Origin of the sequence: Bradyrhizobium sp. TM102 (assembly GCF_009176685.1) — a bacterium.
Lineage (GTDB): Bacteria > Pseudomonadota > Alphaproteobacteria > Rhizobiales > Xanthobacteraceae > Bradyrhizobium > Bradyrhizobium ottawaense.
In genome coordinates this window covers 944,256-964,825 of sequence record NZ_AP021855.1, presented here as the reverse complement: position 1 = coordinate 964,825, position 20,570 = coordinate 944,256, and the positions used below count along the sequence as shown (strand labels likewise).

General features: G+C 63.8%; 17 protein-coding genes. 8 read left to right on the top strand and 9 right to left on the bottom strand.

The features are described from left to right. Positions 1–35: 35 nt before the first annotated feature. Positions 36–2,249: a transglycosylase domain-containing protein gene (locus GDN70_RS04535; RefSeq protein ID WP_038949482.1), complete on the top strand. Its 2,214-nt coding sequence runs from the start codon at positions 36–38 to the stop codon at positions 2,247–2,249. Between the two features lie 278 nt (positions 2,250–2,527). Further along, positions 2,528–3,187, top strand: coding sequence for a hypothetical protein (locus GDN70_RS04530; RefSeq protein WP_038949481.1), 660 nt, complete (start codon positions 2,528–2,530; stop codon positions 3,185–3,187). 156 nt (positions 3,188–3,343) lie between these two features. Here the strand turns inward: GDN70_RS04530 and GDN70_RS04525 are convergent, their stop codons facing one another. The 4 genes from GDN70_RS04525 to GDN70_RS04510 all read right to left on the bottom strand — a co-directional run bounded on the left by GDN70_RS04525 (position 3,344) and on the right by GDN70_RS04510 (position 7,687). Beyond that, complete coding sequence (locus tag GDN70_RS04525; RefSeq protein WP_028139604.1) at positions 3,344–4,183, bottom strand: M48 family metallopeptidase; 840 nt, start codon at positions 4,181–4,183, stop codon at positions 3,344–3,346. Positions 4,184–4,400: 217 nt separating this feature from the next. Continuing rightward, on the bottom strand, positions 4,401–5,729 hold the full coding sequence (locus GDN70_RS04520) for a polyhydroxyalkanoate depolymerase (protein ID WP_028139603.1): 1,329 nt from the start codon (positions 5,727–5,729) through the stop codon (positions 4,401–4,403). A gap of 121 nt (positions 5,730–5,850) precedes the next feature. Next, on the bottom strand, positions 5,851–6,669 hold the full coding sequence (locus GDN70_RS04515; RefSeq protein ID WP_038970673.1) for an ABC transporter permease: 819 nt from the start codon (positions 6,667–6,669) through the stop codon (positions 5,851–5,853). Between the two features lie 214 nt (positions 6,670–6,883). Then, positions 6,884–7,687, bottom strand: coding sequence for an ABC transporter ATP-binding protein (locus tag GDN70_RS04510; protein WP_038949479.1), 804 nt, complete (start codon positions 7,685–7,687; stop codon positions 6,884–6,886). Positions 7,688–7,790: 103 nt separating this feature from the next. On the opposite strand from GDN70_RS04510, the gene GDN70_RS04505 reads away from it, so the two are divergent. Together GDN70_RS04505 and GDN70_RS04500 are read left to right on the top strand one after the other, a co-directional pair. Beyond that, a complete protein-coding gene (locus GDN70_RS04505) occupies positions 7,791–9,113 on the top strand; it encodes an ActS/PrrB/RegB family redox-sensitive histidine kinase (protein WP_028139600.1) in 1,323 nt (440 codons plus the stop codon). A gap of 103 nt (positions 9,114–9,216) precedes the next feature. Continuing rightward, entirely contained in the window at positions 9,217–9,771 is a 555-nt protein-coding gene (locus GDN70_RS04500) for an ActR/PrrA/RegA family redox response regulator transcription factor (protein ID WP_008141807.1), read from the top strand. A gap of 119 nt (positions 9,772–9,890) precedes the next feature. Here the strand turns inward: GDN70_RS04500 and GDN70_RS04495 are convergent, their stop codons facing one another. Further along, positions 9,891–10,382: an MmcB family DNA repair protein gene (locus GDN70_RS04495; RefSeq protein WP_038970668.1), complete on the bottom strand. Its 492-nt coding sequence runs from the start codon at positions 10,380–10,382 to the stop codon at positions 9,891–9,893. Between the two features lie 287 nt (positions 10,383–10,669). Here GDN70_RS04495 and GDN70_RS04490 point away from each other — a divergent pair, with 287 nt between their 5' ends. Then, positions 10,670–11,959 (top strand): IS4 family transposase, encoded by a 1,290-nt coding sequence (locus GDN70_RS04490; RefSeq protein WP_038951373.1) that lies wholly within the window; start codon positions 10,670–10,672, stop codon positions 11,957–11,959. A 220-nt stretch (positions 11,960–12,179) separates the two neighbouring features. Continuing rightward, entirely contained in the window at positions 12,180–13,880 is a 1,701-nt protein-coding gene (locus GDN70_RS04485; RefSeq protein ID WP_097668285.1) for an alpha-amylase family protein, read from the top strand. A 171-nt stretch (positions 13,881–14,051) separates the two neighbouring features. Here GDN70_RS04485 and GDN70_RS04480 read toward each other — a convergent pair whose 3' ends face one another. Beyond that, entirely contained in the window at positions 14,052–15,650 is a 1,599-nt protein-coding gene (locus GDN70_RS04480) for an alpha-amylase family glycosyl hydrolase (RefSeq protein ID WP_028139597.1), read from the bottom strand. 184 nt (positions 15,651–15,834) lie between these two features. Between GDN70_RS04480 and GDN70_RS04475 the strand changes: the two genes are divergently transcribed. Next, positions 15,835–16,515 (top strand): MBL fold metallo-hydrolase, encoded by a 681-nt coding sequence (locus GDN70_RS04475; protein ID WP_028139596.1) that lies wholly within the window; start codon positions 15,835–15,837, stop codon positions 16,513–16,515. Between the two features lie 3 nt (positions 16,516–16,518). Here GDN70_RS04475 and GDN70_RS04470 read toward each other — a convergent pair whose 3' ends face one another. Continuing rightward, positions 16,519–16,887, bottom strand: coding sequence for a helix-turn-helix domain-containing protein (locus GDN70_RS04470; protein ID WP_038970666.1), 369 nt, complete (start codon positions 16,885–16,887; stop codon positions 16,519–16,521). A 196-nt stretch (positions 16,888–17,083) separates the two neighbouring features. Here GDN70_RS04470 and GDN70_RS04465 point away from each other — a divergent pair, with 196 nt between their 5' ends. Further along, positions 17,084–17,386: a hypothetical protein gene (locus GDN70_RS04465; RefSeq protein ID WP_244625865.1), complete on the top strand. Its 303-nt coding sequence runs from the start codon at positions 17,084–17,086 to the stop codon at positions 17,384–17,386. Positions 17,387–17,584: 198 nt separating this feature from the next. On the opposite strand, the gene GDN70_RS04460 is transcribed toward GDN70_RS04465, so the two are convergent. Next, positions 17,585–18,778 (bottom strand): PHB depolymerase family esterase, encoded by a 1,194-nt coding sequence (locus GDN70_RS04460; RefSeq protein ID WP_152102199.1) that lies wholly within the window; start codon positions 18,776–18,778, stop codon positions 17,585–17,587. A gap of 146 nt (positions 18,779–18,924) precedes the next feature. Further along, the gene (locus GDN70_RS04455; protein WP_152102198.1) at positions 18,925–20,331 is read right to left on the bottom strand and encodes an MFS transporter; all 1,407 of its coding nucleotides are present in this window, start codon (positions 20,329–20,331) and stop codon (positions 18,925–18,927) included. Between the last annotated feature and the right edge of the window lie 239 nt (positions 20,332–20,570).

The following is a 20,570-nucleotide window of genomic DNA, read 5'->3' as shown; positions in this document are numbered from 1 at the left end:
GTGCGGCGGGGCGGGCTGACCGGGCGTTTTTGCGTATGGCGTGGGGAAAGAAAAAGGGTGGGCGGAAGGAGCCGCTGTTCGGCTTGCCCGCGGCGCTCGCCGATCTGCGCCTGACCGCGGCGGATCGCATTCCCGGCGGCGACGACAAGCCGAAGAAATCGACGAAATCATCCGCCAAGCGCAAGGGCGAGGATTCCGGCGACGAGCCGCCGCGCGAGCGGAAAGCGCCAGCCAGCCGCAGCGGCGCCAAGCGGCGCACCAACTCACGTATTGGCGCCAGCATCGGCCGCCTGGTCTATTGGGGCGCGGTGCTCGGCCTGTGGGGCGCGATCGCTCTGATCGGCGTCGTGATCTATGTCGGCGCCCATCTGCCGCCGATCCAGTCGCTGGAGATTCCCAAGCGGCCGCCAACGATCCAGATCGTCGGCATCGACGGCAGCATGCTGGCGCAACGCGGCGAGATGGCCGGCGCCAATGTCTCGCTGAAGGATTTGCCGCCGTATTTGCCGAAGGCTTTCATCGCCATCGAGGACCGCCGCTTCTACTCGCATTTCGGCATCGACCCGATCGGCATCCTGCGCGCCCTCGTCACCAACGTCATGCATCGCGGCGTCTCGCAGGGCGGCTCGACGCTGACGCAGCAGCTCGCCAAGAACCTGTTCCTGACCCAGGAGCGCACCATGCAGCGCAAGCTGCAGGAGGTGGAGCTCGCGATCTGGCTCGAGCGCAAGCACTCCAAGAACGAGATCCTGGAGCTCTATCTCAACCGCGTCTATTTCGGCTCCGGCGCCTACGGCGTCGAAGCTGCCGCGCAAAAATATTTCGGCAAGTCGGCGAAGAACGTCACGGTCGCCGAGGCCGCAATGCTGGCCGGGCTCGTCAAATCGCCCTCGCGCCTTGCGCCGAACCGCAACCCCGAAGGCGCCGAAGCCCGCGCGCAGATCGTGCTCGCGGCGATGGCGGACGCAAAGTTCATCACCGACGCGCAGGCGCAGGCCTCGATCGGTCATCCCTCCTACAATGTGAAGCCGGTCGGCGCCGGCACGGTCAATTACGTTGCCGACTGGATCGGCGAGGTGCTGGACGATCTGGTTGGCCAGATCGACGAGAGCATCAAAGTCGAGACCACGATCGATCCGAAGCTGCAGAGCGTGGCGGAAGCCGCCATCATCGACGAGCTCGCGGCCAAGAGCGTGAAGTTCAATGTCAGCCAGGGCGCGCTGGTGGCGATGACACCTGATGGCGCGGTGCGCGCCATGGTGGGCGGGCGGAACTATTCCGAGAGCCAGTACAACCGCGCTGTGACCGCCAGACGCCAGCCGGGCTCCTCGTTCAAGCCGTTCGTGTACCTGACCGCGCTCGAGCAGGGCCTGACGCCTGATACGATGCGACAGGACGCGCCGATCGAGGTCAAGGGCTGGCGACCCGAGAACTACACCCATGAATATTTCGGCGCGGTGACGCTGACGCAGGCGCTGGCGATGTCGCTCAATACCGTCGCCATCCGTCTCGGCCTCGAGGTCGGACCGAAGAACGTGGTGCGCACCGCGCACCGGCTCGGCATCTCCTCCAAGCTCGAGCCCAACGCCTCGATCGCGCTCGGCACCTCCGAAGTCTCGGTGGTCGAGCTGGTCGGCGCCTATGCGCCCTTCGCCAATGGCGGTCTCGCGGTGGCACCGCATGTCGTCACGCGGATCAAGACGCTGGGCGGCAAGCTGCTCTACATGCGCCAGCCTGAGGAGCGCAATCAGGTCATCGACCCCCGCTATGTCGGGATGATGAACGCGATGATGCGCGAGACGCTGATATCAGGCACCGCCAAGAAGGCCGAGATCCCCGGCTGGCCCGCGGCCGGCAAGACCGGCACCAGCCAGGATTACCGCGACGCCTGGTTCATCGGCTACACCGCGAGCCTCGTCACGGGTGTCTGGCTCGGCAATGACGACAACTCGCCGACCAAGAAGGCGACCGGCGGCGGCCTGCCGGTGGAAGTGTGGTCGCGCTTCATGAAGGCGGCGCACGAAGGCGTGCCGGTCGCGGCATTGCCAAGCACACAAGGTGGCTGGGGCCTGTCGAACCTCGCGCAGGCGGCCTCGCAGGTGTCGCCGCCGACAGCGGCAGCGCCCGGGCCGGCACCCGCAAGCAATGGCGGCTATCGTCCACCGCCGACGCGCGCCAATGCGCGGCCGGAAGCGGCGGCGGGGCTCGACGGCTGGCTGATGGACCGGCTGTTCGGCGGAAACCGATAGGCTCGGGCTGAGGTCTCCATGACCTCAAAACAAAAACTGCGAAAACAACCCCATGCACAGTAGCCGAAGATAACGAAATCAACGGCTTGCAGAGGCAGCCCAGACGCCTGAAGCACGTGCCTGGAAATCAGCGGCATCGCTTCGGCAAGTCCTGCCCAGCGCGGCAAAATTCGCCGCGCCCCGGAACTCGCCTAAAGCAAAAACTCCAATCCCTTCAAGCTCCCGTCAGCGGCCCGGGATTTGCTCTCATAAGTTGAACGAGTGTCTGGGAGCGTTCCATGATTTCAAATCTATCCAGCGCGGCGCTGCCGCATCTGCGGCCCGCTTCAGCATCCACTTCAAATGCGAGGTCTGGTCTTCAGGCGGTGGCACCGGATGCGACCGACGCGGCAACCAGCGGCTTCCGGATCGACCTCTCGCAGGTCAAGCCGCTGTCAGGCGCCAAGGTCATATCGGCCGCGGATGATCCCGTCCTGCATGACCTCATGGCAACGCATTGGCTGATCGCGCACGAGACGAATGCACCTCAGTCGGTCGTCGCGGACAATGCGCCGGAGAATACCTACGCGCAGGTGAAAGTGGACGGCAAGGTGGTGGCCACGCTGTACAACGGCGGATCCTCGGCCATGACCAACCTGGCGGGCGCGAGGATCGGCAAGCTGGAAGATCCTCCCGGCTTGAGCGGACCAGACCTGGCGCAGTGGCGCGCCGACAATTACGCCAGGCTGCTTGGCGGCACCGTCGAAAAGGCGCCCACCGCGATCACGCAATCGCAATGGACACCGCGTGAAAGCAGTTCCACGACCTACAGCCGCGAGCAACTCGACGCTGCGTTCCAGGCGATGCTGGCCGAGGGCCAGAAGGCCAGCGCGCAGCGGCAATCGTCCTATCTGGCGTCAGGCGCGCAAGCGGGGACGAGTGCGGATTTCAGTGCGTGAGCGGAGTCTGAAGCCGGCTCATTCTCAACTGTCATTCCCCGCGAAGGCGGGGAGTCCAGCATTCCAGAGACATCGAGATTCATAACGACTGCCGCGGCTTACTGGGTCGCCCGGTCGAGCCGGGCGACGACAGCGACGGTTAGGCGACAGCGCCCCCTAATCCTCGACCCCATACCGGTGCAGATCATTGCCGTAGGTGTCGAGCCACTTCTTGGCGCGCTCCATCGACGGGCAGACTTTTCCGCACACGCGCCAGAACCGCGCCGAGTGGTTCATCTCGACGAGATGGGCGACTTCGTGCGCGGCGAGGTAGTCGAGCACGAAGGGCGGCGCGAGGATCAGGCGCCAGGAGAACGACAGCGAGCCGGCCGAGGTGCAGGAACCCCAGCGGCTGGACTGATCGCGGATCGACAGGCGCTTGACCCTGACGCCGAGCTCGGCGGCGTAAGCCTCCGCCGAACGCTGGAGGTCGCGGCGCGCCTCGCGCTTGAGGAAGTCGCTGACGCGGCGATCGACATGCTCGAGCCCGCCGGCGACGCAGAGAATGCGTTCGCCGCTATCGCGCGTCTCAGTCCACACCGTGCCGCGCGTGCCAGCGCGATGAACGATGCGATGCGACGTGCCGCGGAGCGGTATCACCGTGCCCGGCTGGAACGGCGCGGCCTTCGGCAAGCGACCGAGGCGCGCCGCGATCCACGCACCGTGGCGCTGCGCAAAGTCTTTTGCCTCGGCCAGCGTGCCGCGCGGCGGCATGGTGAGGATGGCTTCGCGATCGCTCGGATGAATTCTCAGGGTGTAACGGCGCGCGCGGCGGTGCCGGCGCAATCGGATGGCAAAATATTGCGATCCATGGGTGATCAGGACGGTCTTGGGTTCGTGGGGCCGCCGATAGAGGAGAGCGCGAGTGGCCATGTCTGTCAGTCCGGGGGGCAGGAGGGCGCCCGGATTTTGCCATAACCGCCGCCAGGGAAAGCGCTCGGCGCAAAAACAAATCATTTGCCCAATATACAGCGGTCTGACGTCCGGGAGACCCTACAGACTGGGGTTGGAACCGTCTTTTTTCGCCCCCGCTGGACGCATGCGGCATCCCCAAGAGGTGAGGGAGGACTCACTCCTATAAAGCTACCTAAATACCGCGAATCTGGAGAGAACCAGGCCCGGCCGGAGCCTCCGGCGGGGCCTGGATTTTCGACGGGAAAGCCGAAAACGAAGGTTATTCGGCCGCGAGAGCCTGCAATGAGCTCGGATTCGCAGCTGAGACCATGAAGTCATGGATTCGCGGAACGATTTCCGATTTGAAGCGCGAGCCGTTGAACACGCCGTAATGTCCAACGCCCTTCTGGACGTAATGAACGCGGCGATGATCGGGGATCGAGCTGCACAATGTGTGCGTCGCTTCGGTCTGACCGAGACCCGAGATGTCGTCGTTCTCGCCTTCGACCGTCATCAACGCCACGCGCGTGACCTTGGAGGGATCCACGCGTGTTCCGCGATGGGTCATCTCGCCCTTCGGCAGCGAGTGTTTCACGAACACGGTGTCGACCGTCTGCAGGTAATACTCGGCGGAGAGGTCCATCACCGCGAGATATTCGTCATAGAACTCGCGATGCTTGTCGACGAGGTCGCCGTCGCCCTTCACCAGATGGGCAAAGAGCTGCTTATGGGCGTCCATGTGGCGGTCGAGATTCATGCTGATGAAGCCGTTGAGCTGCAAAAATCCCGGATAGACGTCGCGCATCATGCCGGGATGCGGGAACGGCACCTTGGTGATGACGTGGTTGCGGAACCAGTCGATGCCGCGCTCCTGGGCGAGATTGTTCACCGCCGTCGGGTTGCGACGGGTGTCGATCGGGCCGCCCATCAGCGTCATAGAGGTCGGCACGAAGGGATCGCGCCGCGCTTCCATGATCGAGACGGCGGCGACCACGGGCACGGAGGGCTGGCACACCGCCATGACATGGGTGTTGCCGCCGAGGACGTGCAGCATCTCGATGACGTAGTCGATGTAGTCGTCGAGATCGAAGCGGCCATCGCTGAGCGGCACCATTCGGGCATCGGCCCAATCGGTGATGTAGACCTCATGCGCGGGCAGGAAGGCCTCGACCGTGCCGCGCAGCAGCGTCGCGTAATGGCCGGACATCGGCGCCACGATCAGCACGCGCGGCTGCGGGCTGCGCAGGGGACGAGCGAACTTGCGATCGAAGTAGAGCAGCCGGCAGAACGGCTTTTCCCAGACCGAGCGGATCTCGACGGGGACGCGGATGCCGTTGACCTCGGTGTCGTTGAGGCCCCATTCCGGCTTGCCGTAGCGGCGCGTGGTGCGCTCGAACAATTCGCAGGCCGCGGCGACCGACTTGCCGACCTCGGTGCGCGCCCAGGGATTGAGAGGATTCTGGAACAGCAGCTTGGTCGCGTCAGTGACCGCACGTGCCGGATTGAGAGAGGCGTGCGCCATCTCGTACATCCAGTACATCGGCGTCGTCAGGACCGGACTGCCTTCTGCAGCCAGGGGCGGTGCGCCGCCAAACTCACCAATAGGCATCGCTATATCCCTCTTCGCATCGCAGCATACTGCCGAATGCGCAATATTGCGTCAATGCATGGTTCCGTACATCTACGGAGCCGAAGCGGCTAAACCAGCCTGAATCCACGGGAAAGTGACGTTATTCACCGCCCGACAGCAGCGAGCCGTGCCGTTTGGCGCTGCGCAAAAGGGCAAGGAATGATGCAAAAGATGCAACCAGAAAGACGGCGTTGATGGCCAGCGCCTCCAGCATCAGATCGGCGCGGAAGGTGTTTTCGATCAGCAGCGCGCGCATTCCCTCGAAGGCATAGGTCGGCGGCAACGCCCAAGCGACGTATTGCAGCCAGACCGGCAACACGCTGACGGGGTAGTAGACGCAGGCGAGCGGCAGGATCGCGAACATCAGGGTCCAGACGATACTCTCGGCGCCGAGGCCGTTTCGCAGCACGAGACCCGACACGAAGATGCCGACCGACCAGCTCGTGAAGATCAGATTGCAGAAGAATGCGATCAAGGGCAGGCCCAGGGCATAGACGTTGAAGTGAAACATGAACAGGGCGAGCAAGGTCATCGGAATGATCCCGATCGCAAGCCGGATCAGGCTCATGACCATCAGCGACAGCAGAAACTCGATCGGCCTCAAGGGGCTCATCATGAGGTTGCCGATGTTGCGCGCCCACATCTCCTCCAGGAACGAGATGGAGAAGCCGAGCTGCCCGCGGAACAGGATATCCCAGAGGATGACGGCGCCGATCAGCGTGCCGCCGGCGCGCGCGAAGAAATTGGAATTCTCGGCGATGTAATACTGGATGAAACCCCAGGTGATGACCTGCAGCGCCGGCCAGTACAGCAATTCGAGCAGCCGCGGCCAGGACGACAGCAGGAGGTACCAGTAGCGCAGGATCATCGCGCCGATGCGATGGACGGAGATGCCGCGGTGGAGGGGGATGTCGGTCATCGCGCGATAACCTGGCCCGGATGGGATCTGTCATCCCGGGGCGCGACATCGTCGCGAGCCCGGGATCCATAACCACGAAACTCAATTTGGCGAAGACTCGGAGTGACCCGTCTCGCCTCGCAACCGCCGCCTGTGATTATGGATTCCGGGCTCGCGCTCCGCGCGCCCCGGAATGACAGACCTCCATCCGGGCTACGAATACGGGTACGACCGCTCACCTCGCCGCCTCCTTCGCACCGTTCACCCGGCCGCGCGCGACGTCCAGAAACACCTCCTCCAGCGTGGTGCGATTGTAGCGCGCCATGATCGCCTCAGGCGTATCGTCGTCCTCGATGCGACCGCGCTTCATGATGATGACGCGGTCGCAGAGCCGCTCGACCTCGAGCATGTTGTGCGAAGCCAAAAGGATGGTGGCGTTGTTGTCCTTGCGATAACGCTCCAGGTGCGCCCGCACCCAGTCGGCGGTATCCGGATCGAGCGAGGCGGTCGGCTCGTCCAGCAGCAGCAGCTCGGGCCGGTTGACCAGCGCTTTGGCGAGCGCGACGCGGGTCTTCTGCCCGGCCGACAGCTTGCCGTTGGCGCGGTCGATGAATTCGGTGAGATCGAGATCGTCCGCGAGCTCGGCGATGCGGCCGGCGAGGTTCTTCACCGCATAGAGCTTGCCGAACACGGTGAGATTCTGCCGCACCGTGAGCCGCATCGGCATGTCGACATAGGGGCTCTCGAAATTCATCCGCCCCAGCACGGAAGCACTCTCCTCGGGCATCCGATGTCCGAGCACCTGCACGCGGCCGGAGGTCGGCAGCACAAGGCCCATGATCATCGCGATGGTCGTGGTCTTGCCGGCGCCGTTGCCGCCCAGAAGTCCGGTGATGCTGCCACGCGGCAACGAAAAGGAGATGTCGTCGACCGCTCGGGTCTGCTTATAGATTTTGACGAGGTGCTCGACCGCGATCGCCGCGGACGAGCTGCGCTCCGCGACAGTCGGCCGACTTGAAGCCTTGTCATTCTCGGTCATGCTGGTCGTTCTTCTGCTATTGCAGCGAATAGCGCAAGGCTTGTAATCCGGTGGTTCCGCGAGCCCAGCGTTTGTGATCTGGAAGGCACCCCCATTGGCCGATATGACTGAAATTGCTGCTTCCGACTTTCGCCACGCGCAGCGGCATATCCGCCTGGACACGATCCTGCGGCTGCGTTGGCTGGCGGTGCTGGGCCAGCTCGCGGCGATCTTCATCGTGGCGCAGGGGTTGGAATTCAACGTCGAGATCGTCCCCTGCGTCAGCATCATCGCCTTGTCGGCCGCGCTCAATCTGGCGCTCCAGACCGTGTCCAATCCGCTGCAGCGGCTGGAGCCGATGCAGGCGGCCGGACTGCTCGCGCTGAACATCGTGGAGCTGGCCGGTCTGCTGTACTTCACCGGCGGACTGCAGAACCCGTTCTCGTTCCTCTTCCTCGCGCCGGTGCTGATCTCGGCCACGGCGCTGCCGGCGCGCTTCACCTTCGGCCTCGGTGTGCTTGCGGTAGCCTGCGCCTCGGTCCTGTTCTTCTTCCATTTGCCGCTGCCCTGGGATTCCGATGATCCCCTGGTGCTGCCGCCGATCTACCTCGTCGGCGTCTGGCTCTCGATCGTGCTCGCGATCGGCGTCACCAGCCTCTACTCGTTCCAGGTGACCGAGGAGGCGCGCAAGCTCGCGGACGCGCTGGCCGCGACCGAGCTGGTGCTGACACGCGAGCAGCACCTGACGCAGCTCGACGGCCTCGCCGCTGCGGCCGCACACGAGCTCGGCACGCCGCTCGCGACGATCTTTTTGATCTCGCGCGAGCTGGAAAAGACGGTGAAGGACGCCAGCTTTGCCGCCGACCTGAAGACGCTGCGCGAGCAGACCCAGCGCTGCCGCGACATCTTGAGCAAGATCACCCAGCTCTCCTCCACCGGCGCGCCGTTCGACCGCATGAAGCTGTCGGAGCTGATCGAGGAGGTGGTGGCCCCGCACCGCGATTTCGGCGTCGAGATCAAGGTGCGGATCGCGGTCGCCGCCGTGTCCGAGCCGGTCGGCTCGCGCAATCCGGCGATCCTCTACGGCGTCGGCAACATCGTCGAGAACGCGGTCGATTTCGCCCATACCACCGTCGAAGTGAACGCGTGGTGGAACAAGGACACGATCGAGCTTCTGATCTCCGACGACGGCCCCGGCATTCCGCCCGACATCCTGAACCGGATCGGCGAGCCCTATCTGTCGCGGCGACGAACCACGGATGAGGGCAGCGGTGAGCGACGCGGTCTCGGATTGGGCGTGTTCATCGCGCGCACGTTGCTGGAACGCACCGGCGCCAAGGTCTCGTTTACCAACCGGATCTTTCCGGAACACGGCGCGGTGGTGCAGATCACATGGCCGCGACAGCGTTTTGAGGCTATCGAGAGCCTCGAAGAAACAATAGGATAGGCCGCGACCTTGCGTCGCACAACAGGGCCGATCGACTATCGGCGGCCTTGGCACCGCCCGATTGCGAGGCCATATGTAGTCGCGTTGGAGAGAGGACAAAACCTTGAACGCCATCGCCGAACTGAACGAACAGACCGACCGCTCGCTGCTCATCGTGGAGGACGACAAGCCGTTCCTGGAGCGGTTGTCCCGCGCCATGGAAACGCGCGGCTTTGCGGTGACGTCATGCGACACCGTCTCGGATGGTCTTGCGCAGATCGGCAAGGCAGCGCCGGCATTCGCCGTGGTGGACTTGCGGCTCGGCGACGGCAACGGCCTTGACGTGGTCTCGGCGCTGAAGAAGAAGCGCCCGGATGCGCGCGCGATCGTGCTGACCGGCTATGGCAACATCGCCACCGCCGTCACCGCGGTGAAGATGGGCGCGATCGATTATCTCTCCAAGCCGGCGGATGCCGACGACGTCGTCGCGGCGCTGCTGTCGACCAGCGCGGAGAAATCCGAGCTGCCGACCAACCCGATGTCCGCCGACCGCGTACGCTGGGAGCACATCCAGCGCATCTACGAGATGTGCAACCGCAACGTCTCGGAGACGGCGCGCAGGCTGAACATGCACCGCAGGACGTTGCAGCGCATTCTCGCCAAGCGCGCGCCAAGGTAGCGGTCTCGTAGGGTGGGCAAAGGCGTGCAAGCGCCGTGCCCACACTCTGTTAGAGTTGGATAGAGATCGTGGGCACGCTTCGCTTTGCCCACCCTACGGCACCGATGTTTGCGGCGCCGCTACTCCCAAAATTCCGCATGCCCTTGCGGGTCGACCAGCCGGTTGATCCGAAGCGCCGCCGCCATTCCAAACCGCACCGTCATCTGCTTGCGCGTGGCCGCAGCGAGCTTGTGCTCGGGCGCTTCGCAATGCAGGTGCGCGCCATAGGCGTCGGCGATGATCAGGCCGGTGCCAACCGGAAAGATCTCGCACGGCAGGTCCTGAGTGAAGGCGAAGAACAGCCGGTCGCAATGGGCGCGGTACTCGTGCCATTTCTGGTCGGCGCGCAGATCCTCCACCGACGATTTGATCTCGACGATCCAGATCTCGCCGCGCTCGTTCAGCGCCACGAGATCGGCGCGCCGGCCCGAGGGCAGCGGCAATTCCCTGATGCAGGTAAAGCCGAGCGAACGCAGCAGCCGCGCGGTGCCCCGCGCGACCGCGAGCGCCGTCTCCGACTGGCGGCGATCAGGCGGCGGCACGAGGGCGATGTTGCGGGCGGGATTGTCCATGGGGGGAGGATAGCCGATTCCGTAGAACTGCACACTGCTCGATGGAGCCTAAGCGCAGTCTCGATCTCCGCCGTCGTCCCCGCGAAAGCGCTAGGGCATGCACATATCTGGTGCGGCGGATTGACTCGGGTTCGTCCTGGGGGTTCCAGAATCGGAGATCTATGTGATTCCTATTGCGGCACTCCATGGTTTGGACGGGGGTGCTGCGATGTTGTCACGGATTGACTGGACGCTGGGCCGGTTCGGGGATCGTCGTCTCGATAAGGGGGGCGGCGCTCGCTGAACGCATGGTTGCGGGCAAAACTGTCTGCCTTCGGCAGCTCTCCAGGGGGAACCGCGCGCTGGAAGTGCGGTTCAACCGCTTTCTTGGCCATGACAAGGTGACGGTGGATCGGATCATCGAAAGCTGGAGCAATAGCACGGGCCCTGCCGTGGAAGGCCGCCACGTGCTGGCCATCCAGGACACCAGCGAGATCCACTTCAACACCACGCCGCAACGCCGGCGCGGGCTCGGAGAAATCGGCAAAGGCAATAACCACGGCGTGCTGCTGCACCCGCTGCTGGCTGTGGACGCCGACGACGGCAGCTGTCTTGGGCTTTTGAGCGGGCAGATATGGACGCGCGCAGGTCGCCGCACGACCTCGCATGATGATCGGGAATTATCGGACAAGGAATCGCAACGCTGGATATCGACTGCCGTGGCGGCAAGGCCGCTGCTCACCAAGGCCGCGGCGGTGACGGTGCTGGGTGACCGCGAGAGCGATATTTTTGCCCTTTATGCCAGCTCGGCCAAGCAACACTTCCACGTCATCGCGCGCAGCATGCATGATCGCAAGCTTGCCGACCGCAGCAGCCTGTATGAGGCCAGCGATGCCATGGCCGCGGTGGACCAGCGTATGATCCAACTGCCTGCGCGCGCCGCGCGGCCGGCTCGCCTGGCCCACCTCGAACTTCGCTTTGGCGCAATCGAGCTCGCCCGCCCGCAGAATAAGTTCTTGCACCATCTGCCGAAAAGCTTGCCGCTGGCGGTGGTCGATGTGCGCGAGATTAACGCCGAAACCGGCATAGAGCCGCTGCACTGGCGGCTTCTCACCTCTCACGAGGTCACCAGCATCGAGGACGCCTGGCGCATCGTCCAATGGTACAAGCAGCGCTGGATCATCGAGCAGTTCTTCCGCATCCTGAAGACACAAGGCCTCAAGCTCGAAGACAGTCAGATCGGATCCGCCGATCGGCTTCTCAAGCTGGTTGCGATCGCCGCCAAGGCGGCCGTCATCACCATCCAGCTTCTGCAGGCCCGCAATGGTGGTCGCCAGCCCATTCTCGCGGCCTTCGACAACGGCCAAATTGGCGCGCTCACAGCCCTCAACCGGCAACTCGAAGCCGCGAGCAAGCGACTAAAGAACCCACATCCGCCCGATAGTCTCGCTTGGGCCGCCTGGATCATCGGCCGTCTCGGCGGGTGGGATGGCTACCCATCGTCCAAGCCGCCGGGCCCGATCACCTTCAAAAACGGCCTCGAATACTTCAACGCCGTCGCAGCAGGATGGAGCCTCAGAGATATGTGCATGCCCTAGCGCGTTCGCGGGGACCCATAACCACAGGGAGTTGTTGTAGGGCGCTCAGGTAACTCCGAGTCATCGCAAAACTGCTCCCTGTGGTTATGGGTCCCGGATCGGCGCTCCGCTTCGCTGCGCTTGTCCGGGACGACACCGAGAATGAAACACGGAACCTCCCCTCCCCCACGCACTTATCACGCAGCCGCCGCACCTCGGCGGAACCACCGAGGCTGCGCGGATGATCGACGATCTCTGGTACAAGAATGGCGTGATCTACTGCCTTTCCGTCGGCTCCTATATGGACGCCAACGGTGACGGCGTCGGCGACTTCAAGGGCCTGCTCCGCCGGCTCGACTATCTGCATGGCCTCGGCATCACCACGATCTGGCTGATGCCGTTCCAGACCTCGCCCGGCCGCGACGACGGCTACGACATCGCCGACTATTACAGCGTGGATGCGCGTTACGGCACGCTCGGCGATTTCGTCGAGTTCGCCCACGGCTGCAAGCAGCGCGGCATCCGGATTATCATCGATCTCGTCGTCAACCACACCTCGGATCAGCATCACTGGTTCAAGGAGGCGCGGCGCGACAAGACTTCGCCCTATCGCGACTGGTATGTGTGGTCCGACAAGAAGCCCGCCAATGCCGACAAGGGCATGGTGTTTCCCGGTGTGCAGAAATCGACCTGGACGCGCGACAAGGAAGCGGGCGCGTATTACTTCCACCGCTTCTACGATTTCCAGCCCGACCTCAACACCTCAAACCCGCATGTGCAGGCGGAGATCCTGAAGATCATGGGGTTCTGGATCCAGCTCGGCGTCTCCGGCTTCCGCATGGACGCCGTGCCCTTCGTGATCGCGACCAAGGGTGCGAAGGAGAAGAAGCCGGTCGAGCAGTACGACATGCTGCGCGCATTCCGCGAATTCCTGCAATGGCGGCAGGGCGACGCCATCATCCTCGCCGAAGCCAATGTGCTGCCGAAGACGGACATGGAATATTTCGGCCGCGACGCCGACCGCATGCACATGATGTTCAACTTCCACGTCAACCAGCACCTGTTCTATGCGCTGGCATCCGCAGATTCGCGGCCGCTGGCGAAGGCGTTGAAGGCGACCAAGCCGCGGCCGGCGACCGCGCAATGGGGCCTGTTCCTGCGCAATCACGACGAGCTCGACCTGGGGCGGCTGACCAAGGCGCAGCGCGACTCCGTGTTCAGGAATTTCGGTCCCGACAAGGACATGCAGCTCTACGACCGCGGCATCAGGCGGCGCCTCGCGCCGATGCTGGGCGGCGATCGCCGGCGGCTCGAACTCGCCTACAGCCTGATGTGCACGCTGCCCGGAACGCCCGTGATCCGCTATGGCGACGAGATCGCGATGGGCGACGATCTCTCACTGCCGGAACGCAATTGCGCGCGCACGCCGATGCAATGGTCGACCGAGCCGCATGGCGGCTTCACCAAGAGCAACAAGCCGGCCTGCCCTGTGATCGACAAGGGGCCTTACGGCTATCCCCACGTCAACGTCGCCAAGCAGCGGCGCGATCCCAACTCCATGCTGAACTGGACCGAGCGCATCGTCCGTATGCGCAAGGAGGTGCCTGAAATCGGCTGGGGCGACTTCACGATCATTCCGGTGCGCGATCCCGCCGTGTTCATCATGCGCTACGACTGGCGCAACAATTCGGTGTTGTTCGTGCATAATCTCGACGAGAAGCCGCGCGAGATCGCGTTCTCGGCCGGGCTGCCGGACGAGGCCGGCGCGCACCTGATCAATCTGCTCGCGGAGGACCACAGCCACGCCGACAAGCGCGGCCAGCACCGGATCGTGCTGGAGCCGTATGGCTATCGCTGGTACCGCGTCGGCGGGCTGGATTATCTGCTGAAGCGGAGCGATATCGACGGGGATACGGTGAGAGGGAAGAAGCATCCGGGATAGTGCCCGACTGTAACCGCACACCCCACTGTCGTCCCCGCGCACGCGGGGACCCATAACCACAGGAAGGAGTTTGTGGCGAGCGGGCAACTCCGAATCGCCGCCAAACCACTCCCTGTGGTTATGGATCCCGGATCTGCGCTCCGCTTCGCTGCGCTTGTCCGGGACGACATCTCACGGCGGCGCGACAATCACGCCCTCATTGCCGCGCAGATCCAGCACGCCTTCGATCCGCTCGTCCTCGCGATCCAGGAACGTCGACAGCAGTATGCTGCTGCCGAAACGGATCGCGCTGGTGGTCACCGCGACCGGATCGGGGCCGAGATTGAGCGCCACGATCACCGCCTGCCCCTCGGCCTCGCGGCGATAGATCAGGAGATCGCCTTGCGCCGCGATCGGATGATAATCGCCGGCGACCAGCGGCCGACTGCTCTTCCGCAGGGTGATCAGGCGTCTGTAGAGGCTGAGGATCGAGCGCGCATCGGCTTCGAGATTGACGACATTGTCGCGCACATAGTGCGCCGGCAGCGGCAGCCACGGCCGCGCCGCCGAGAAGCCGGCGAATTCGGTCGCATCCCACTGCATCGGCGTGCGGCAGCCGTCGCGGCCGACACCGATGCCGGGCACGTTCTTTTCGAAGGGGTCGCGCACGTCCTCCGGCGCAATCGCCACTTGATGCATGCCGATCTCGTCGCCGTAATAGAGCGTCGGCGTGCCGCGCAGCGTCAGCAGCAGCATGGCGGCGACACGGGCCTGCTCGGGACCCACGCGGCTTGCGACGCGCGGGCGATCGTGATTGCCGAGCACCCAGTTCGGCCAGGCGCCGCGCGGCAGCGCCTTCTCATAATCCTCGATGATTGTCTCGATCGAGCGCGCACTCCAGAAGGTCAAGAGCAGCGCGAAATTGAACGGCATCTGCGCGCCGGTGAGGTCGTTGCCGTAATAGGCCATGAGACGGTGCAGCGGCAGATAGATCTCGCCGATCAGCACGCGGGCTTCGAATTCATCAGTGACGCGCCGCATCTCGGCGATCACGTCATGCACCTCCGGCTGGTCGGTGGAGTATTGCGTCATGATCCTTTCGTTCGGCGGCCGGCCCTCGACGTAATGCGGATTGGGCGGGTTGTCGCGGAATTCGGCATCCTTGATCAGGTGCCAGATCACGTCGACGCGAAAGCCGTCGACGCCCTTGTCGAGCCAGAAGCGCATCACGTCGTAGATCGCGGCGCGGACGTCCGGATTGCGCCAGTTCAGGTCCGGCTGCTGGGCGAGGAAGGCGTGGTAATAATATTGCCCCGTGGTCTCATCGAACTGCCACGCGCTGCCGCCGAACTCGGACAGCCAGTTGTTCGGCACCCCGCCGTCGGGTGCCGGATCGCGCCAGATGTACCAGTCTCGCTTGGGATTGTCGCGCGAGGCGCGGCTCTCGACGAACCAGGCATGCTGATCGGAGGTGTGGTTCGGCACGAGGTCGAGGATCAGTTTCAGGCCGTTGTCGTGGGCGGCCGTGATCAGCGCATCGAAATCGGCCATCGTGCCGAACAGCGGCTCGATGCCGGTATAGTCGGAGATGTCGTAGCCGAAATCCTCCATCGGCGAGGGAAAGATCGGCGACAGCCAGATCGCATCGACGCCGAGCGATTTGACGTAAGGCAACCGCTGCAAAATGCCGGCGAGATCGCCGACGCCGTCACCATCTGAGTCCTGAAAGGAGCGCGGGTAGACCTGATAGAAGATGCCGTCGCGCCACCAGTTGCTATCGCTCTGAGCCATGCTGGAGAACCCATCCATAAATCTGCGCCTCGGGCGGAAGAACGCGACAGCAGCGCCCCGGTTCAAATTGGCGAGCCAATTGGGACGGCCGTGTGACGGCGGGCGTGATTGTTCCAGGCTCCATTCCAGATCCTTGGCCGAATCTTTTGCTTGGCGGCATGGCAAAAATCGGCATTGTGGCGCCATGACCGAGCAAAATGACACCCAAGACTCTTCGCAATCCAAGGCCGGCGCGATCATCGTTCCCGTGACGCTGTTCGAGCAGAACTGCACCATCATCTGGGACGAGCCCAGCAAGAAGGCCGTGGTGATCGATCCCGGCGGGGACGTGCCGAAGATCCTGGACGCGATCAAGCAGACCGGCGTCACCGTGGAGAAGATCTGGCTGACCCACGGCCATATCGACCATGTCGGCGGCGCGGCCGATCTGCGCGATGCACTGAAGGTGCCGATCGAGGGGCCGCATGAAGCGGACAAGTTCCTGCTCGACAATGTGGTCGACAGCGGCGCACGCTTCGGCATGACCGGCGTGCGCAATTTCGCGCCGGACCGTTGGCTCGCCGAAGGCGACACCGTGTCGATCGGCAGCTTGCAATTCGATATTTTCCACTGCCCCGGCCACTCGCCCGGCAGCGTGGTGTTCTTCAACAAGGAGCTGCGCTTCGCCCATGTCGGCGATGTCCTGTTCGCCGGCTCGGTCGGACGCACCGATTTGCCGGGCGGCAGTCACGCCACGCTGATCAACTCGATTCTGACCAAGCTATTGCCGCTCGGCGACGACGTCGGCTTCATCTGCGGTCACGGCGCCGGCTCAAGCATCGGCCAGGAACGGATGACCAATCCGTTCATCACCGGCGCGATGTGAGGTTTATTCCGCCGCGTCCACAAGCGTGGCGGTCTCAGTGAGGTGACGATCGCCCCAGTCGCGGATCGCCGCGACGACCGGCACGAAGCTATTGCCCTTGCGGGTCAAGCGATATTCGACCTTCGGCGGCACTTCGCCGAAATCCTTGCGGTCGATCAGGCCGCTTTGTGTCAGGGCCTTCAATTCACGGCTGAGCACGCGCGGGGCGATCTCGGCGCTGCCTTCCGTGCCGCGCAACAGGCCGCTGCGGATCTCGCCATAGCGGCGCGGGCCGTCCTTGAGGTCCCAGACGATGCGGAGCTTGTACTTGCCGCTGATCATCTTCTGAAACGCCGCGACCGGACAGGTACGCGTCGGATTCGCCTTCGCCATGTCGTCTCCTCCACGCGTTAGATTCTTGTTTTGACGCGTTTTCTTCACGCGAACCGGCATCCACTTCGCTCGAAAACGCTATGGCGAAGAGGATAGGAGCAACGTCGAAAAAGTCCATACTATCAATTTTGTCCATACTTGCAGGATCGCTAGCAAGCCGCAGATGATGACGCACACGACGAACAGGGAGCGTCACATGAAGCACTTCATGATCAGATATGAATTCAGGAACGGTACGACGGACGCCTGGCACCAGGAGGTCGGCCGCTTCATCAAGGCGATCGACCGCGATCCGGAACTGACGGGCCGGATCGGCTATCGCGTCTTGAAAAACCGCGACGATGGCAGCTATTTCCATCTCGCCAGCGTCGCTGACGATGCCGCGCAAAAAGCGCTGCAATCGCGCGACTTCTTCAAAGCCTATCAGGAGATGACGCGGAAGGTCGCCGGCGGCGAGGTGACGGTGACGCCGATCGAGTGGATCGGTCAGACGGCGTAGTTTCCGCGGGCTGACACGACGACATCGCTACAAACGTCGCTGTCGTCCCGGACAAGCGAAGCGCAGATCCGGGACCCATAACCACAGGAAGCCGTGGTTTGCGGGGACTCGGAGTTGGCCCTTCGCGCCTCACTTTGCCCTGTGGCAATGGGTCCCGGATCGGCGCACGCTTGGGGCGCGCTTGTCCGGAGTTTGGGGCTACTTCATCAATCCTGCGGCGGTCAGTGCGCGCGTGATGATCTGGCCGAGATCGAAGCTGCGAGCCTCCTCGCGCGTCGGCTCGGCCGGCTGTTCGGCGACCGCTGCGCGGATCGAGCGGGCGAGATGCGGCGCGGGCGTCAGTGCCGGCTGCGCTGCAGGCCTGCTTGTAGACTTGCTTGTAGGCTTGGCCTCCGCCTTTGCAGCGTCTGCAATCCAGCCGGTGAGGCCGAAGAATTTTGCGATGTGATAGGACGAGGAAATGCCGGCCTCGATCAGGAACGCGCCTTCGACGCCATAGCGCTGGTCGTTGTCGGCCAGCCCAAGCGGTGTGCCGTGCGCCATGTCGGTGATGGCGTAGGACTCGACCAGCGTCTCGCCGTCCTTGCCCCACCAGGCCTGGCGCGGATAGCCGTCGACGTTGGTCTCCGCCATCGGCGCTTCCGGCAGATCGTGCAGATCGAGCCACTGTTTGACGATCTCGTTGGCATTGCCGGGATTGACGGTGCGGTCGGCGCTGCCGTGCCACACCGAGATCTTCGGCCAGGGGCCGCGATAATCCGAGGCATTGCGCACAAGATCGCCGAGCCCGCGCGCGGGACGCACCGGGGAATGAAACATGCCGTCCAGTGCCTCGCGCAAATTCGAGGCGATGCCATAGGGCAGTCCGGCAATGACCGCACCCGCCGCGAAGACTTCCGGATAGGTCGCGAGCATCACCGACGTCATGCCGCCGCCGGCGGACAAGCCGGTGATGAAGATGCGCTTGGGATCGATGCGATGCGCCTTCGCCATATGCGCGATCATCTCGCGGATCGAATACGCCTCGCCGCTGTCCCGCGCCGTATCTTCCGGATTGAACCAGTTGAAGCAGGTGTTGCCGTTGTTGATCCGCTGCTGCTCGGGCATCAGCAGCGCGAAGCCATAGTGCTTCGCGAGCGTCGACCAGCCCGCGCCGAGATCGTAGCCCGCCGCCGCCTGCCCGCAGCCATGCAGCACGACGACCAGCGCGCGCGGCTTCTGCAACTGCGCCGGCACGAACGCGAACATGCGCAAGGCCCCCGGGTTGTCGCCGAAGCCGGTGACCTCTTGCAATGGACTGGACGCATCCGCGCTCCGGCCGAGCTCGGCAAAGCGCAGACCGTCCAGCCTCGGCAGACGTCTCAACAGATCAACATTTTTGGCTAACGACACGGCAACTTCCTGGTGGGCGGCTTTCAACGCTTAGCCAAACCAGATAGTTGCTGCATTGCAAAATAAAAAGACCGTGCGCTGTCAATCCACGAAAATCACGGGGAATTCCGCCGAAATCCGCACGAATTAACCGCAATGCCTCGACTTCACGCCGATGCGCGACGCATCCACGACAGAAATGCGGCACAGATCATGATTAATGTCACAAACAGCGCAAGCGAGACCAGAAATCCTGCGCGCGCTGATTGCAAGGTATCGACCGCGAAGAACACCGCGCCGATTGCGGCCACTCCGGCCGCATTTCCGATCTGCGCCGTCGTGCCGTAGATGCCGGACGCCGAGCCTGCGGCGACAGGCTTGACGGTCGAGAGCACCGCGCCGGAGAGCGGCGCCATCACCAATCCCTGACCGTAGCCGAAGATGATCATGACGAACGCGAGCAGAAGCGGCGATGGCGCATCGATACAGGCTGCAACAAGCGCGAGCGCGGCGAGGCCTGCGATCTGAAGCGCGCAGCCTTCGATCAACACCTTGGTGCCGTGATGACGCGCCCGCGCGCCGCTGTGGCGCGAGGCCACGACGAAGGCAAGCGCAAGCGGGATGAAGGCCATGCCGGCTGACAGCGGCGGAATTTTCAGGCCGCGCTGCATGAACAGCGTCATGACCAGATAAAAGGAAAGATTGGCAAGGAAGAAAAAGAAGGCGGCGCCAAGCCCGCGCAGGAAAGCGGCGTCCGCCAGCAGCGAGAGGTCGATCAACGGCATGCCGCCGGCACCAGCGACTGCCTGCTCGAGCTTCAGGAACGCTTTGAGGACGACGCCGCCGACCGCCATCACGGCCCACAGCCAGGGTGCCCAGCCTGCATCGTGACCAAAAAGCAGCGGGCCGATCAGGCACAGCAGCCCCGCGAACAGGACCGAGCTGCCCTTGATGTCGAGCCTCGTCCCTGATCGCCGCGGCACCGATGGCATGATGCGCCAGGCGGCACCTGCAATGACGAGGCCGCAGGGCACGTTGACGAAGAACACCGAACGCCAGCCGGTGCCGGCAAGGTCGATCGTGACCAGCAGGCCGCCGAGCAGGAAGCCCGCGGCACCCGCCAGCCCCAGCACGATCCCGTAGATGGCGAATGCGCGGCTGCGCGTCTCGTCGGTGAAGAGGAGATGCAGCGTCGCCAGCACCTGGGGCACCATCAGCGCCGCGGTCGCGCCCTGCGCCAGGCGAGCGATGATCAGCTCCACCCCTGAGAGCGCGAGCCCGCACCACAGCGAGGTCGCCGTGAAGCCGAGCAGGCCGGCCAAAAAGACAGTCTTGGTGCCGTGGATATCGCCGAGCCGGCCGCCGGTGACGACAAGCGTGGCATAAGCGATCAGATAGATCGCGATGACCGCTTCGATCTGCGCGGGCGATGCCTTCAGCTCGACCGCAATGGTCGGAATTGCGACGTTAACGATGAAGGCATCGACGCCGAACATGAATTGGGCGGCCACGACGATGGCCAGCACCCACCAACGGCGGGTCGAATCGACTTGTTGTGTGACGATCTGATGCATCGGCGCGCGGCCCTGGATTATGGTGCGGATGATTTCAGGTCGTGGGCGGTGGCGCGATTACCTCGTAGGTCAGATTCGTGCGCTCTTCGCCTCTCCCCGCTTGCGGCAGGGCACTCGCACATGCTTCGCGGCGACATCGGAGCAAGCGCCTCGTCCTTCGAGACGACCGCTTCGCGGTCCCCTCAGGATGAGGCTGAACTGCGTCGGTGTGCTTTGAAACTGCACCGGCGTACTCCGCC

Bases quoted from the DNA above. Each gene is read 5' to 3' on its own strand.
- GDN70_RS04535 (WP_038949482.1), top strand. From the start codon at position 36: ATGGCGTGGGGAAAGAAAAAGGGTGGGCGGAAGGAGCCGCTGTTCGGC.
- GDN70_RS04530 (WP_038949481.1), top strand. From the start codon at position 2,528: ATGATTTCAAATCTATCCAGCGCGGCGCTGCCGCATCTGCGGCCCGCT.
- GDN70_RS04525 (WP_028139604.1), bottom strand. From the start codon at position 4,183: ATGATTTGTTTTTGCGCCGAGCGCTTTCCCTGGCGGCGGTTATGGCAA.
- GDN70_RS04520 (WP_028139603.1), bottom strand. From the start codon at position 5,729: ATGCCTATTGGTGAGTTTGGCGGCGCACCGCCCCTGGCTGCAGAAGGC.
- GDN70_RS04515 (WP_038970673.1), bottom strand. From the start codon at position 6,669: ATGACCGACATCCCCCTCCACCGCGGCATCTCCGTCCATCGCATCGGC.
- GDN70_RS04510 (WP_038949479.1), bottom strand. From the start codon at position 7,687: ATGACCGAGAATGACAAGGCTTCAAGTCGGCCGACTGTCGCGGAGCGC.
- GDN70_RS04505 (WP_028139600.1), top strand. From the start codon at position 7,791: ATGACTGAAATTGCTGCTTCCGACTTTCGCCACGCGCAGCGGCATATC.
- GDN70_RS04495 (WP_038970668.1), bottom strand. From the start codon at position 10,382: ATGGACAATCCCGCCCGCAACATCGCCCTCGTGCCGCCGCCTGATCGC.
- GDN70_RS04490 (WP_038951373.1), top strand. From the start codon at position 10,670: ATGGTTGCGGGCAAAACTGTCTGCCTTCGGCAGCTCTCCAGGGGGAAC.
- GDN70_RS04485 (WP_097668285.1), top strand. From the start codon at position 12,180: ATGATCGACGATCTCTGGTACAAGAATGGCGTGATCTACTGCCTTTCC.
- GDN70_RS04480 (WP_028139597.1), bottom strand. From the start codon at position 15,650: ATGGCTCAGAGCGATAGCAACTGGTGGCGCGACGGCATCTTCTATCAG.
- GDN70_RS04475 (WP_028139596.1), top strand. From the start codon at position 15,835: ATGACCGAGCAAAATGACACCCAAGACTCTTCGCAATCCAAGGCCGGC.
- GDN70_RS04470 (WP_038970666.1), bottom strand. From the start codon at position 16,887: ATGGCGAAGGCGAATCCGACGCGTACCTGTCCGGTCGCGGCGTTTCAG.
- GDN70_RS04465 (WP_244625865.1), top strand. From the start codon at position 17,084: ATGAAGCACTTCATGATCAGATATGAATTCAGGAACGGTACGACGGAC.
- GDN70_RS04455 (WP_152102198.1), bottom strand. From the start codon at position 20,331: ATGCATCAGATCGTCACACAACAAGTCGATTCGACCCGCCGTTGGTGG.